The organism is Nocardia sp. NPDC055050, assembly GCF_053608345.1.
Genome location: NZ_JBSGVG010000033.1, coordinates 1 through 12,637, shown reverse-complemented (window position 1 = coordinate 12,637; position 12,637 = coordinate 1). Strand labels below are relative to the sequence as shown.

Annotated in this window: 12 protein-coding genes; 1 reads left to right on the top strand and 11 read right to left on the bottom strand. The window is 67.4% G+C overall.

Annotated elements, in window-relative coordinates:
- Nucleotides 1-149: 149 nt before the first annotated feature.
- Nucleotides 150-734, top strand: coding sequence for a TetR/AcrR family transcriptional regulator C-terminal domain-containing protein (locus ACWGCN_RS27070; protein WP_379312027.1), 585 nt, complete (start codon nucleotides 150-152; stop codon nucleotides 732-734).
- Here ACWGCN_RS27070 and ACWGCN_RS27065 read toward each other — a convergent pair whose 3' ends face one another.
- The 11 genes from ACWGCN_RS27065 to ACWGCN_RS27015 form a co-directional block, all read right to left on the bottom strand.
- Nucleotides 735-1,880: an alpha/beta fold hydrolase gene (locus ACWGCN_RS27065; RefSeq protein WP_452458195.1), complete on the bottom strand. Its 1,146-nt coding sequence runs from the start codon at nucleotides 1,878-1,880 to the stop codon at nucleotides 735-737.
- Between the two features lie 323 nt (nucleotides 1,881-2,203).
- Nucleotides 2,204-3,427, bottom strand: coding sequence for an MFS transporter (locus tag ACWGCN_RS27060; protein WP_452458196.1), 1,224 nt, complete (start codon nucleotides 3,425-3,427; stop codon nucleotides 2,204-2,206).
- A 49-nt stretch (nucleotides 3,428-3,476) separates the two neighbouring features.
- Complete coding sequence (locus ACWGCN_RS27055) at nucleotides 3,477-4,826, bottom strand: LLM class flavin-dependent oxidoreductase (RefSeq protein WP_378995781.1); 1,350 nt, start codon at nucleotides 4,824-4,826, stop codon at nucleotides 3,477-3,479.
- Complete coding sequence (locus ACWGCN_RS27050) at nucleotides 4,823-5,587, bottom strand: ABC transporter ATP-binding protein (RefSeq protein WP_378995784.1); 765 nt, start codon at nucleotides 5,585-5,587, stop codon at nucleotides 4,823-4,825. The genes ACWGCN_RS27055 and ACWGCN_RS27050 overlap by 4 nt, the downstream gene beginning before the upstream one ends.
- Entirely contained in the window at nucleotides 5,563-6,423 is an 861-nt protein-coding gene (locus tag ACWGCN_RS27045; RefSeq protein ID WP_387448952.1) for an ABC transporter permease, read from the bottom strand. The genes ACWGCN_RS27050 and ACWGCN_RS27045 overlap by 25 nt, the downstream gene beginning before the upstream one ends.
- A complete protein-coding gene (locus ACWGCN_RS27040; RefSeq protein WP_379312033.1) occupies nucleotides 6,423-7,514 on the bottom strand; it encodes an ABC transporter substrate-binding protein in 1,092 nt (363 codons plus the stop codon). The genes ACWGCN_RS27045 and ACWGCN_RS27040 overlap by 1 nt, the downstream gene beginning before the upstream one ends.
- An 85-nt stretch (nucleotides 7,515-7,599) precedes the next feature.
- A complete protein-coding gene (locus ACWGCN_RS27035; protein WP_452458197.1) occupies nucleotides 7,600-8,109 on the bottom strand; it encodes an SRPBCC domain-containing protein in 510 nt (169 codons plus the stop codon).
- Entirely contained in the window at nucleotides 8,106-9,302 is a 1,197-nt protein-coding gene (locus tag ACWGCN_RS27030; RefSeq protein ID WP_449971979.1) for an ROK family protein, read from the bottom strand. Before ACWGCN_RS27030 ends, ACWGCN_RS27035 begins: the two co-directional genes overlap by 4 nt.
- 25 nt (nucleotides 9,303-9,327) lie before the next feature.
- Entirely contained in the window at nucleotides 9,328-10,569 is a 1,242-nt protein-coding gene (locus ACWGCN_RS27025) for a sugar ABC transporter permease (protein WP_452458198.1), read from the bottom strand.
- Nucleotides 10,566-11,330 (bottom strand): ATP-binding cassette domain-containing protein, encoded by a 765-nt coding sequence (locus ACWGCN_RS27020; protein ID WP_452453881.1) that lies wholly within the window; start codon nucleotides 11,328-11,330, stop codon nucleotides 10,566-10,568. Before ACWGCN_RS27020 ends, ACWGCN_RS27025 begins: the two co-directional genes overlap by 4 nt.
- Entirely contained in the window at nucleotides 11,330-12,415 is a 1,086-nt protein-coding gene (locus tag ACWGCN_RS27015; RefSeq protein WP_378995798.1) for a sugar ABC transporter substrate-binding protein, read from the bottom strand. Before ACWGCN_RS27015 ends, ACWGCN_RS27020 begins: the two co-directional genes overlap by 1 nt.
- Nucleotides 12,416-12,637: the final 222 nt, after the last annotated feature.

Here is a 12,637-nt window from a genome sequence, read left to right as displayed (position 1 = left end):
GACGTGATGTCCCTTCGACGGGGGTGTGCGCACGTGCCGTGGGTGTGGTCCACCCGGCGTGGCCGTGCAACTTGAACGGTGTTCAGGATAGGGTAGCGGCTACGAGTGAACCACGACACTCGGGTCGGAAAATCGTCGGAAGGACGCGCGTGCAACTGCGGAAGACGGATGTGGTCGATGCCGCCGTCGCGATTCTCGATCAGTACGGGCTCGCCGATCTGACGATGCGCCGGCTCGCGGGCTCGCTGCAGGTGCAGCCGGGGGCGTTGTACTGGCACGTCAAGGACAAGCAGACCCTGCTCGGCGCGGTGGCCGACCGGATTCTCGCCCCGATGGACGAGCCGATCGCAGCCGCCGAATGGCCCGCGCAGCTCACCGAACTGGCGCATCGACTGCGCGACTGCCTGCTCGCCTATCGCGACGGCGCCGAACTGGTCTCGGCCACCTACGCCTCGCGCCTGACCACCAGCAAGGCGCGTGAACGCCTGGCGGGCATTGTGATCCGTGCCGGGATGACCAGGGAGGAAGCCGATCTCACGGCCTACACCCTGCTCTACTACGTGCTCGGCCAGACCGTCGACGAGCAGTCGCGCATGCAGATGGACTCCGTCGGCGCGCTGCCCGAGGACAACACACCGTTGCTCGACACTCCCGACCCCACCGCGCGCTTCGACTTCGGCTTGCAGCTGTTCATCGCGGGCGTGCGCACCATCCTCGGGACCCGGGTGCGCTGATCAGGGCGGGTCGTTGCGATTGGCTTCCTGGTAGCGCCGCACGAACGGCAGTACCTGCGTTTCGATGACCTCGTTGTATTCATCGGGTCGCTGAATCGGATTCGCGTGTTCGGTCCGAGTCGGCCGCACCACCGACAGGGTGCCGTTGACGCCGCCGGACTGTTCGATCAGCACCCTGTGCGAATACTCCACGTCCACCACGTCATCGCGCGACGCCTCGCGGGGCCGGATGAACACGATCGCCGGGTTTCGCTTGTCCGGATTCGGTTTGCCGAGCGCCCGCAGATCCGCCGTGCCGCCGCCGGCCACGATCGCCAGGAACTGCGCCTCGATCAACCCGTTGCTGGCGGCATCACGAGAGAAGATCTTGTCGCGCAATACCTCTGAGGCCGCCTGACCCATGGCGCGGTAGTCGATATCGAAGAACAGTCCGTCCCGCTGCGCGAAACGTTCACGCCGAGCCGACATCTCGACCACGAAGCGCAGGAGCCTGCTCTCCCTCGCCCCGGGCAACCAGCCCACCCATCGCACCAGATCGGCACCGCGACTGCGACTCTCCGGGCGGACCGCGTCCAGATCCATCGGCGTGCAGTCCAGCACGACGGCCACCAATCGCCGGTCGCTGCCCAGGTGGATATGGCGCGCCACCTCGAGTGCGATGATCCCGCCCATGCTGTGACCGACCAGCACGATATTGCGCACATTGCCGTACCGCGCGGCCCGCACGATCATCTCGGCGATCACCTTGGTGTCGATACCCGCGTTGTCGTAGCGCACCGCCCACACCACCCCGAGGCGACTGAGCGCGGGCAGTGCCTTGGCGGTCGGTGCCGCGTTGACTCCCCCGAGCCCCACCATATCGACGACCGCGGTATCCCAATCCCGCGCGTCCGCAGGCAGATTCGCGGGCAGCAACTCCGGCGTGGTCTGTGCCAGCCGATCGCGTTCGGGAGCCACATCGTGCACCCAGTACTGCCCGAACACGATCATCGCGACCAGCAGCACCCCGAGAATTCGCAGCACCGCCAGCCTGGTCCGGCGCCAACCGCGCCACCCGTGTCCCAGCCTGGTTTCACGCAACCGATCCCGCCGACGCGCATCGTCGAAGTCCGCGACGGTGGACGGATGCCGATCGAATGACGACATACTTCCACTGTAGGGGCGGTCGAATCCGAACGCTTCCGGCCGCCGTCGCGAGCACCGCGCCGCAGTGGCCACCTCGGTGCACTACCGACGCCCGGACGTCCACGGCTGGGACCTCGCTCGCGCGAGCGGCAGCACGCCACACTGGGACGACGACCTGCTGCGCGACACCTACGACGACACCGCCGATCGGGGCCGTGAGATGGGTATCTACCGGCCCCGAGGTACTTGTCGCGGCCACCGCCCCGCTGATCGACCGCATCCTCGGCCTCACCGGACGCGACGCCGCCTGGCCCTAGGCTTTCCTGATGCCGCCGGCGGCATCGTCAACTGCTCTCCACCGATTCCCTGGTTTCGTTCGGACTCGCGGCAGGCTTCCTCGGCACCGCCACCGCGACGACCGGGCGTCCGGGGAACCAGCGATACATCGCGGCCGCTCCGCCGAGCCCCGCCACCGCGAGCGCTCCCGCCGCCGCGCCCAGCACCGTCACCGCGCTGATGGCGCCGACCGCGATCGGGCCCGCGAACATCCCGATGTCGTGGGTGAGCCGCCAGGCACCGAGGAACTCCGCGCGCTGACCGGGCGGCGCCACATCGGCGCCGACGGTCATGATCACGCCGTTGCTCAACCCGTTGGCGAAGCCGAGCAGCACGGCGACAGCGGTCAGCCCGACCACCGACCCCGCGAACGGCAGCGCGGCATATCCCGCCGCGAAGGCGATCATCGCGGGAACGCCGATCGCCTTGCGACCGTATCGATCCAGCCAGATTCCGGCCGGATACGACATCAGCACGTCCACCGCGCCCGCGATACCGAACACGATGCTGGTGGTCGCCGCGTCGGCGCCGATGTGCACCGCCCACAACGGCAGCAGCGATTGCCGGGCCGCCCGTGCCGCTCCCATCAGCAGGGCGCCGAGTCCGAGCGTGCTGAGCAGCCTGCGATGCTCGACCACCACGGAGCGAATCGTGTTGTCGCTCACCACCGTCGGTGAACCATCGGTCTCGGGCATGGCGAACACCAGCGCACCCGCGACGAGCATGGCGACGAGCTGGATCCACAGGCCACCGATCGGGCCGAGCCAGTGCACCGCGCCCGCGCCGAGGAAGGGCCCGGCGAAGAACCCGAACCGCATCCACCCGGCCAGCGCCGAAAAGGCCCGTCCCCGATCAGCACTCGGCACCACGGCCACGATGTAGGTCTGCCTGGCCAGCCCCCACACCGCCCCCGATGCGCCGTTGATCAGCAGCCCGAGGGCGAACACGGCGATGTTCGGCGCGAGGATGGCCACGAGCAGGCCCAGCGCGCAGGTGAAGGAACCGAGCGCGATCGCCTTGCGCTCCCCCGTGCGCGCCACCAGCCAGCCCGCGGGCAGATCGCCGAGAATGAGCCCAAAGCCCATCATGGCGACGACCACGCCCGCGGTGCCGACCGACGCGCCGAGTTCGAGTGCGTGCAGCGGCAGCATGGGAGCCGCTGCGCCCGAACCGATTCCGTAGATGGCGGAGGGAACGAACACCGCCAGCGCCATGGATCGCAGCTGAGTCACGGCGCCACCACCGACCGGCGGGTGCCGGGCCGGCTACTACAGCCCGCCGTCATCCGGCTAGTGCGGCACTGCGGGCGAACTTGCTTTCCGGGCGCGCGAGCCCGAAGTGGTCGCGCAACGTGGTCCCGGTGTATTCGGTGCGGAACAGCCCGCGCTCCTGCAGGATCGGCACCACCGTTTCGGCGAATACCTCGAGCCCACCGGGGTAGTACGGCGGCATCACGTTGAAGCCGTCCGCCGCGCCCTGGGTGAACCACTCTTCGATGGTGTCGGCCACTTGCTCGGGGGTTCCCGCGAACACCCGGTGTCCGCGCGCACCGGCCAGCCGGTGCAGCAGCCCACGCAAAGTCGGTCGTTCCCGCTCGACGATCCCCGCCACCACCTGCAATCTGCTGCGCGCGTTGTCGGTGACATCGCCCGCCCCCGCGAACACTTCCACGGGCACCAGCTCGTCGAGCTCGAGGGTCCGCAGCGAGGTGCCGGTGATCGATTCCAGCTGCTTGAGCCCGTATTCGGGCACCGTCAGCTCGTTGAACTCACGTTCCAAACGCAGTGCCGCGGCCTCGGTGTCGGCGATGAACGGGCTGATCCCGGGCAGGATCTTCACCTCGTCGGCGGTACGGCCGAACTCGGTGGCCTTGGACTTGATATCGGCGTAGAAGGACTGCGCGTCCGACAGTCGCTGATGGGCCGTGAAGATCGCCTCCGCGTACTTGCCCGCGAAGGCACGGCCCTCGTTCGACGCACCGGCCTGCACTAGGACCGGACGGCCCTGCGGTGTCCGCGCCGAGTTGAACGGCCCACGCACACTGAGATGTTCGCCGACGAAGTCGATCGGATGGATCTTGTCCGGATCGGCGTACACACCGGCGGCGCGGTCGAGCACGATCGCGTCGTCTTCCCAGCTGTCCCACAGCCCGACCACCGCGTCGACGAATTCCCGTGCGCGGGCATAACGTTCGGCGTGGTCCGGGTGGCGTTCGAGCCCGAAGTTGGCCGCGGCCAGATCGGTGCCGGTGGTGACGATGTTCCAGCCCGCGCGGCCTCCGGAGATGTGGTCGAGCGAGGAGAACAGCCGCGCCAGGTTGTAGGGCTCGTAGTAGGTGGTGGACGCGGTCGCGATCAGGCCCAGGTGTGTTGTCGCCGCGGCGATCGCGGTGAGCAGCGTGATCGGCTCCAGGCCGGGCGCGGCATTGTGACGAACATCGGTGCGCAAGGCGGGACCGTCGGCGAAGAACACCGCATCGAGCTTCGCCGCCTCCGCGGTGCGCCCGATCTCCTGGTAGTAGGAGACGTCGTAGATGCGGTCGGGCCTGCTGTCGGGATGCCGCCAGGCGGCCTCATGATGCCCGGACGGGTAGATGAACGCGTTCAGACTCAGTTGACGCGGTGCACTCATGAGGCCTGTTTCACTTTCTCTGAATCTGTTGTGTCGACGCCGAGCCCGGTCAGCAGCACCTCGCGCAGCCGGACGAACTCCGGGTGCGCGTGTCTGCGCGGGCGCGGGGTCTCGATGCGTTGGTCGATCGTGATCCGGCCCTCGTCGAGGACCAGTACCCGATCGGCGAGCAGCACGGCCTCGTCCACATCGTGGGTCACCAGCAGCACGGCGGGCCGGTGCCGCTCGCACAGCGCCTGCAACAGGGCGTGCATCCTAATCCGGGTCAGCGCGTCGAGCGCGCCGAACGGTTCGTCGGCCAGGAGCAGTTCCGGCTCGCGCACCAGCGACCTGGCCAACGCCACCCGCTGTTGTTCACCGCCGGAAAGCTCACGCGGCCAAGCCTTTTCTCGCCCGGCCAACCCCACCTCGGCCAGTGCGGAGCGCCCGCGTTGCTGCGCGTCGCGCCCGGTCAGCCCGAGCACCACATTGTCGAGTACCCGCGCCCATGGCAGCAGCCGCGAATCCTGGAACACCACCGCGCGCTGCGTCGGCACCGTCAGGTCACCGGATCCGGGCACGTCGGAATCGAGTTCGGCCAGTGCCCGCAGCAGCGTGCTCTTGCCGGAACCGCTGCGCCCGAGCAGCGCGACGAACTCACCGCGCCGGATCTCGATGTCGATGCCGTTCAGAACGATTCGCTCGCCGAAGCCGCGGGTCAGGGCGCGGGTGCGTACGACGACCCGCTCGTCGGAGCTCAGTCGCCCAGTGTCTGTCGCCATGCCAGCACCTTTCGTTCCGTTGCCCGCACGGCGAGATCACCGAACAGTCCGAGCAGCCCGTAGATCACCAGACCGACGACGATCACGTCGATCTGGCCGTAGGTGCGCGCCTGGGTCATCAGGTAGCCGATGCCGCTGGTCGCGTTGACCTGTTCGACCACCACCAGCGCCAACCAGGAAATGGTCACCGCCAGCCGCAGTCCGAGGAAGAAGCCCGGCAACGAGCCCGGCAACGCGATGCGACGCAGGAAGCCCCACCGCGACAGCCCGACGGTCTCGGCCAGTTCCACATAGCGCGCGTCGACACTGCGCAGGTAGGCGTGGGTATTGATGTAGATCGGAATGAGCACGCTGGTGGTGATCACGATCAGCTTCATCTGCTCGCCGATCCCGAACCAGACGATGAACAGCGGGATCAGTGCCAGAGTCGGGATCGCCCGCTTGATCTGCACGGGACCGTCGACCACCGCCTCACCGATCCGGCTCAGCCCCGCGACCAGCGCGAGTACCACGCCGATCGCCACACCGAGAACGAGGCCGATCACGGCGCGCTGCAACGAGGTCAGCAGATTGGACTGCAATCGTCCGTCGGCGATCAGCTCGCCCGCGGTCTGCGCGACGGTCCACGGCGCGGGCAGGGTCTCCGGGTCGATGGCCCCGATCGCGGAGCCGATAACCCAGGTACCGATGAGCAGAACCGGACCGAGGGCGAAGCCGAATGGGATCGGCTTGCCGGGTCCCAGTCTGCGCCGGCCTCGCCCGCGTGGGGCGAGTGCCTCGACCGGGGCGGTGCTGGTCCTGAGTTTGCGCAGCGCCCCGGCATCGATGGTGGCCATCAGCTCACCGCCGGTGCGAACGCGGCTCCGCTGGCAGTGACCGCCTCGGTAACCGCGGCGTCGAAGCGCAGGTCGAAACCGTCGACGGCCTTGATCTTCTTGGGCAGCTCGCCCACGGCGTCGATCGCGTCGATGGTGGTCTGCTGCCGGGCGATCAACTGCTGGTCCAGGTGCGGGAAGGTGTAGGTGCCCAGCGATTCGACGATCCGCTTGGCATCGTCGGCGCTGACCTTCTGGCTTCCGACGTAGTAGCGGGTGGCCCATTCCTCGCGGTGGGTGTTGGTCCACTGCCAGGCCCGCACGAACGCGCCGACCAGAGCACGGGTCGCGGCGGCCTTCGCCGGATCCTGGACCACCGCCCGGCGCGCGTACAGGTAGGCGAGGCCGCTGTAGATGCCCGTGGTCTCCGAGTCCGGGATCAGCGAGGCGCCCTCGGTGCGCAGGAACCGGGTCACGTTGGGTTCGATCAGCGGCGCGACGTCGACCTGAGCGGTGCGGACCGCGTCAGGGAACTCGGCCAGCTGCAGCCGGACCAGCTCCACATCGGTGGGCTTCAGACCCGCCTTGGTAAGCGCCTTCAACACCGCCGCCTGCTGGGCGGTGCCCTCGGCGTAGGCGATCTTCTTGCCCTTCAGATCCGCGAGCTTGCTGATCGAACGGCCCGGCGCGACAGCGAGTTTCAGCGCCTGAGGGTTGGTCTGATAGGAGCCGATGATCGGGACGTCCTGGCCGGCGGCCAGTGCGTGGATCGGCGGCACATCGCCGACCTGACCGACGTCGGCCGCGCCTGCCCGGAACGCCTCGAGAATGGCCGGGCCGCCGACGAAGTTCGCGAACTCGATCTTGAACGGCAGCTTGTCCAGCTCACCGGACAGCCGCAGCGCCGATTGCAGACGTTCCGACTGATCGGCGACGACGAGCGTGGTCCCCGGTGGAACCTCGGTGGGCAGTGGCGCGTCGGGGGTGCCGACCGGTGTGTTGTTGCCTTGCGCGCAGCCGGTCAGGCCGAGCGTCGCAACGGTTGCCATCGCGAGGAGTGCGGCGGTGGCGCGGCCACGCAGGCCGGGTCGAGAGGTGTTCGGTCGGTACATAGACGAATTCAAGCAACCACGATCGCCCCCGAACACCATTAGCGTTTCTATGATTTGAAGGGCACGACTCCGCGTGGGTCTGCGGTCAGCCGCGCGATTCCCGCTCGGCCAGCGCGGTCAGTTTCGCTAACGACTGGTGCCAGGTCCTCTCGTTGTCGGCGGAGCTCAGCCCCGGCGGAACCCCCTCGTGCACCGTGTCGAGGTAGGTGCCGCCGTCGGCGTCGGTCAGGGTGAACGTCACGGTTTGCGCACCGGTCATGTCCGGGATCTCGGTGACGAATTCCAGCACCTCGATGATCTGCTCATCCGGTACCAGCGTGCGGAACGTCCCGAAACAGGCGTCGCGGTGCGGCGGCCGCGTCTCACCCGTGGCCGTCGGCTCGTCATAGGTGAGGGTGATCGAGAACGATCCGCCCTCTTTCGGCTCGAACCGATGCACTTCGGCCGTTATCCCGGGCGGGGGCATCCAGGCCGCGACCGCGTCGGCGTCCAACATCAGGCGGTAGACGGTCGAGCGCGGCGCATTGATCTGCGTGCCGATCCTTGTGGTCGCCATTCCTTCACGATAGTCGCGAGACCGGCGCCGATCGATCACCTGCCGGAGCTACGCGCCAGTGTCTGGAGTGGGTCGGTCAGCACGTCGGCGAACGCCAGTTCCGCGGCCCCGATCAGCGGCGCGTCGTCGGCCAGCGCGGAGGTCCGCAGACGAACACGTTCGCGCACGGCCAGTAGTCCGTTCTCCGCCAACCGGCTGCGGACCTGCGCGGCCGAGGCGAGGTAGATCTCGCGCAGGACACCACCGAACACGACCATCGTCGGGTTGAAGATATTGACGAGATTGGCCACCCCGTAGCCGAGCCAGTCCCCGACCTGGTGCAACGCGTCGCGGGCGACCGCGTCACCGCGAGCCGCCGCGTCGACGATCGCCTCGACCGCCGCCCGGCCGGTGAGGTCGGCCCGCCCCGCCAGCGCGATCAACGCCAGCTCCCCCGCCTCGGCCTCCAGGCAGCCACGTGAACCACACCGGCACGTCCGCCCGCCGGGGTTGACGATCATGTGCCCGACCTCGCCGCCGTAGCCGCCCTCACCACCGAGCAACTCACCACCCATGATGACGCCACCACCGATGCCGACCTCACCGTGCAGGTAGATCAGTTCCGACACCCCCGCACCGACACCCCGCTCACGCTCGGCGAGCGCTCCCAGATTCGCGTTGTTGCCGACCACGACCCGAACACCGAGCCGCTCGGACAGTTTCGCGCCCACCGGCACATCCACCCAGCCGATGTTCGGCCCGTACCGCACCACACCGTCGCCCTGCCGAACCATCCCGCAGAACGCGAGACCCACACCCACGCAGACACTGTCGCGTCCTGCCGTGTCGATCATCGTCTCGGCCAGCACCGCCAGGGATTCGATCACTTCGTCGGGATCGAAAGCCGCACTCTCACGCGGCGTTTCACGCCGGTCGAGAATCACACCGCCCAGACCGACCCGCGCTACCGCGAGCCGATCCGCGCCGACGTCCAGCGCGAGCACGAATACCCGCTCCGACTCCGGCCGCACCACCAGCGACGGCCGACCGGCCTTCCCGGTCTGGCGTGGCAGTTGCTCACTCACCAGCCCGGCAGCGGCCAGATCGGTGGTCAGCGCCAGAATTGTGCTGCGGTTCAGGCCCATTCGCTCGGCCAGCTCCGCCCGCGAGACCGGCCCGCTCAGATGGACGTGGCGCAACAGCACGGCGAGATTACGTGTTCGGATCTCGTCCGGGGCGGGTGCAGCCCTCATCCGGCCCAGCCTTCCCGGTCGATGGTCAACTTCCTGGCAGCGAACGCTTGCGCGACAGCGCGTCCACCCCCGCCGCGAGCAGCAGGACAAATCCTGTCACAACGAATTTCGTGCCCGCGCTGTAGCCCATCAGGCCCATCCCGTTGTTGATCACCGCGACCACCGCGGCACCGAGTACCGCATCGAGCATCCGGCCACGACCACCGAACAGGCTGGTCCCACCGATCACCGCCGCACCGACTGCGGTGAGCAGAACATCGGAACCGCCGGTGTTCGGATCGACCGAGTTGGCCCGCGAGGCCGCGATCAAACCGCCGACGGCGGCCATCGTCGAGCACAGCACGAAGGCGCTGATCTTGATCCGGTCGACCGGAATGCCCGCGCGCCGAGCCGCTTCCACGCTGCCGCCGACCGCGTAGACATGCCTGCCGAACGAAGTGCGATTGAGCACGAACGTCCACAGCAGCAACAGCGCGATGATGATCGGCACCACGATCGGCATGCCCTGCAGCGAGTTGACCTCCGGGTTGCGACTGCGCTCGTCGTTGAGCACCAGCACCGCTATCCCCGCGACCACCGCGACCGTGGCGATCCGCAACGCGACCACCGGTGCCGTCTCGCCGGTCAGCCCCAGCGTGGTGCGCGCTCGCAACTTTCGGTACTGCACCAACGAGAACCCACCCACCAGCACCAGGTACATGACCCAGCCGAGCAGCGGCGGCACATTCTTGTTGGCGATCGCCAGGATCGTCTCGTCGTGGATGGAGATGTTGCGGCCGTTGTCCATGATCTTCAGTGCCACGCCCTGCAGCGCCAGGAACGCGGCCAGCGTCACGACGAACGACGGCACCCCGATCTTCACCACGATCGCGCCGATGGTCAGCCCGATCACCACACCGGTGAGCAACGAGACGAGCACCGCCGCGTACCAGGGCCAGCCCTTGTCGGTGAGCAGGACCGCGAGCACCGCGGCACACACACCGCTGGTGAAGCCGGCCGACAGATCGATCTCCCCGAGCAGCAGCACGAAGATCAAGCCCATGGCGATCACCGCGATGGCGGCGCCCTGGGTGAGCAGGTTCGCGATATTGCCCTGGGTCATGAACACCGGCCGCGCGATCCAGAACACGACCGACAGCACCACCAGCGCGATAACCGAGGGCAAGGCGCCCATGTTGCCGCCACGAATCCGCGCGACATAGCCGGTGACCAACCCGGTCACCGGTGCGGCAGGCTCGGTGGCCTTGTCCGTGACAACCACGCTCATGCCTGCACTCCGATTCCGAGACTCCCGCTGCGGCCGGAGGTGATCAGTTCGACGACCTGCGAATGCGTCACCTCGGCGGTCCGTACCTGTGCGGCCATCCGGCCCAGATACAGCGCCGCGATCCGATCCGACACCGCGAAGACGTCGTTCATGTTGTGCGAGATCAGCACCACCGCAAGACCTTTGTCGGCCAGGCGGCGCACCAGTTCGAGAACCTGCTGAGTCTGGGCGACGCCGAGCGCCGCGGTCGGCTCGTCCAGAATCACCACCTTGCTGTTCCACAGCACGGCCTTGGCGATGGCGACGGTCTGGCGTTGTCCGCCGGACAGGCTGGCCACCTTCTGACGCACGGACTTCACCGTGCGCACCGACAGCCCGGCCAGGGTCGCACCCGCGAGCTCCTCCATGCCGTATTCGTCGAGCACGAGGCCGTGCTTCTTCTCCCGGCCGAGGAACATGTTCTGCACGATGTCGAGGTTGTCGCAGAGCGCGAGATCCTGGTAGACGATCTCGATCCCCAGTTCGGCCGCGTCTCGCGGATTGCCGATCTGCACCGGCTCACCGTCGAACAGCACTTCGCCCGCATCGATCGCATGGGTGCCGCCGATGCATTTGACCAGGGTCGACTTTCCTGCGCCGTTATCGCCGACGAGGGCCGTCACCTCACCGCGGTAGGCGGAGAAGTCGATATCGTGCAGGACATGGACCGGACCGAAACTCTTCTCTAATCCGCGTAATTCGATGAGCGGGGTGTCGGTCATCAGCGGACGCCGTTGTCCGCGCAGAGCTTGGTGAACTCACCGGTGCACAACTCGGCCTTGTCGACGAAGCCGTCCGCCACGACGTCGTTCACGTTGTTCTTGAAGATCGCCTTCGGCTCGAGAAGCACCGCGGGCACCTTCGACTTCGCCTCGGGATCGTCGACAGTGCTCGGCGCCTCGCCCTTCTCCCCGTTGGCCAGCGCGATCGCCAGCTTCGCGCCGGCGGCGGCCTCGAGCTTGATCGCCTTGTACACGGTCATGCACTGATCACCGGCCAGGACGTTCTGCAGACCCTGGACCGTGGCGTCCTGACCTGTCACCGGGATCTGCCCGTTCAGCTTCTGCTTCTTCAGCACTGCGATGGCCGCGTTGGCCAGCCCGTCGTTAGCCGCGACGGTGCCGCCGAGGTTCGGCGTGCCGGTGAGCATCTGTTCGAAGATGGTGCCCGCCTTGGTGTTGTCCCATTCCGGAACGGCCTGATCCGGGCCCTTCACATATTCGCCCGCGTCGAACTTCGGCTTCAGCGCGCCGTCGTATCCGCTCTTGAACAGGGCGGCGTTGTTGTCGGTCGGGCCGCCGTTGAGGTAGGCGACCACCGGCTTGGCTGCTTGCTTGTCGGCCAAGCACTTCGCGAGGCCGTCGCCCATGAGCTGTCCGACCTTCACGTTGTCGAACGACACGTAATACGGCGCACCGCCGCCGAGAGTCAGCCGGTCGTAGTCGATCACGGTGACGCCCTGCGCTTTTGCCTTCTGAATGACGGCCTTGCCGGTGCCGCTGTCGAGGTTGGTGATCATCAGCACCGAGGCGCCGTTGGTGATCATCTGATCGGCGATCGTCTGGAAGGCGTTCTTGTCGCCCTGGGCATTCTGGATGTCGGCCTTGATCCCCGCGGCGTCGAACGCCTGCTGGAGGTACTTGCGATCCGCCGTCTCCCACCGCGCCGAGGTCTTGCTGTCGGGCAGGATGACGCCGATCTTGGCGCCGCCACTTCCCGAGGAGTTCGAAGTGTCGTCGCCGCAGGCGGTGAGCGAAGTGAGAAGTGCGATCGAGACGGCCGCGATGCCGAAGATCCCCTGACGCATGAGCGTGGGCCTTTCGTGGAACCACCGCCTGTGGCGGTTGAGCTGGAGCGAATGTTGTTCTCGACAACATACTCCAGGGTGACCTGGCCCACACAGGAATCGGACATAGTGGTCCCCGCGGGTTTCCGGGAACGCAAAAAGGCCCTCCAACCGAAGTTGGAGGGCCTTTCGCAAAGATGTTCCGGCAGTGTCCTACTCTCCCACACCCTGTCGAGTGCAGTA

Bases quoted from the DNA above. Each gene is read 5' to 3' on its own strand.
- ACWGCN_RS27065 (WP_452458195.1), bottom strand. From the start codon at position 1,880: ATGTCGTCATTCGATCGGCATCCGTCCACCGTCGCGGACTTCGACGAT.
- ACWGCN_RS27055 (WP_378995781.1), bottom strand. From the start codon at position 4,826: ATGAGTGCACCGCGTCAACTGAGTCTGAACGCGTTCATCTACCCGTCC.
- ACWGCN_RS27050 (WP_378995784.1), bottom strand. From the start codon at position 5,587: ATGGCGACAGACACTGGGCGACTGAGCTCCGACGAGCGGGTCGTCGTA.
- ACWGCN_RS27045 (WP_387448952.1), bottom strand. From the start codon at position 6,423: ATGGCCACCATCGATGCCGGGGCGCTGCGCAAACTCAGGACCAGCACC.
- ACWGCN_RS27040 (WP_379312033.1), bottom strand. From the start codon at position 7,514: ATGTACCGACCGAACACCTCTCGACCCGGCCTGCGTGGCCGCGCCACC.
- ACWGCN_RS27030 (WP_449971979.1), bottom strand. From the start codon at position 9,302: ATGAGGGCTGCACCCGCCCCGGACGAGATCCGAACACGTAATCTCGCC.
- ACWGCN_RS27025 (WP_452458198.1), bottom strand. From the start codon at position 10,569: ATGAGCGTGGTTGTCACGGACAAGGCCACCGAGCCTGCCGCACCGGTG.
- ACWGCN_RS27020 (WP_452453881.1), bottom strand. From the start codon at position 11,330: ATGACCGACACCCCGCTCATCGAATTACGCGGATTAGAGAAGAGTTTC.
- ACWGCN_RS27015 (WP_378995798.1), bottom strand. From the start codon at position 12,415: ATGCGTCAGGGGATCTTCGGCATCGCGGCCGTCTCGATCGCACTTCTC.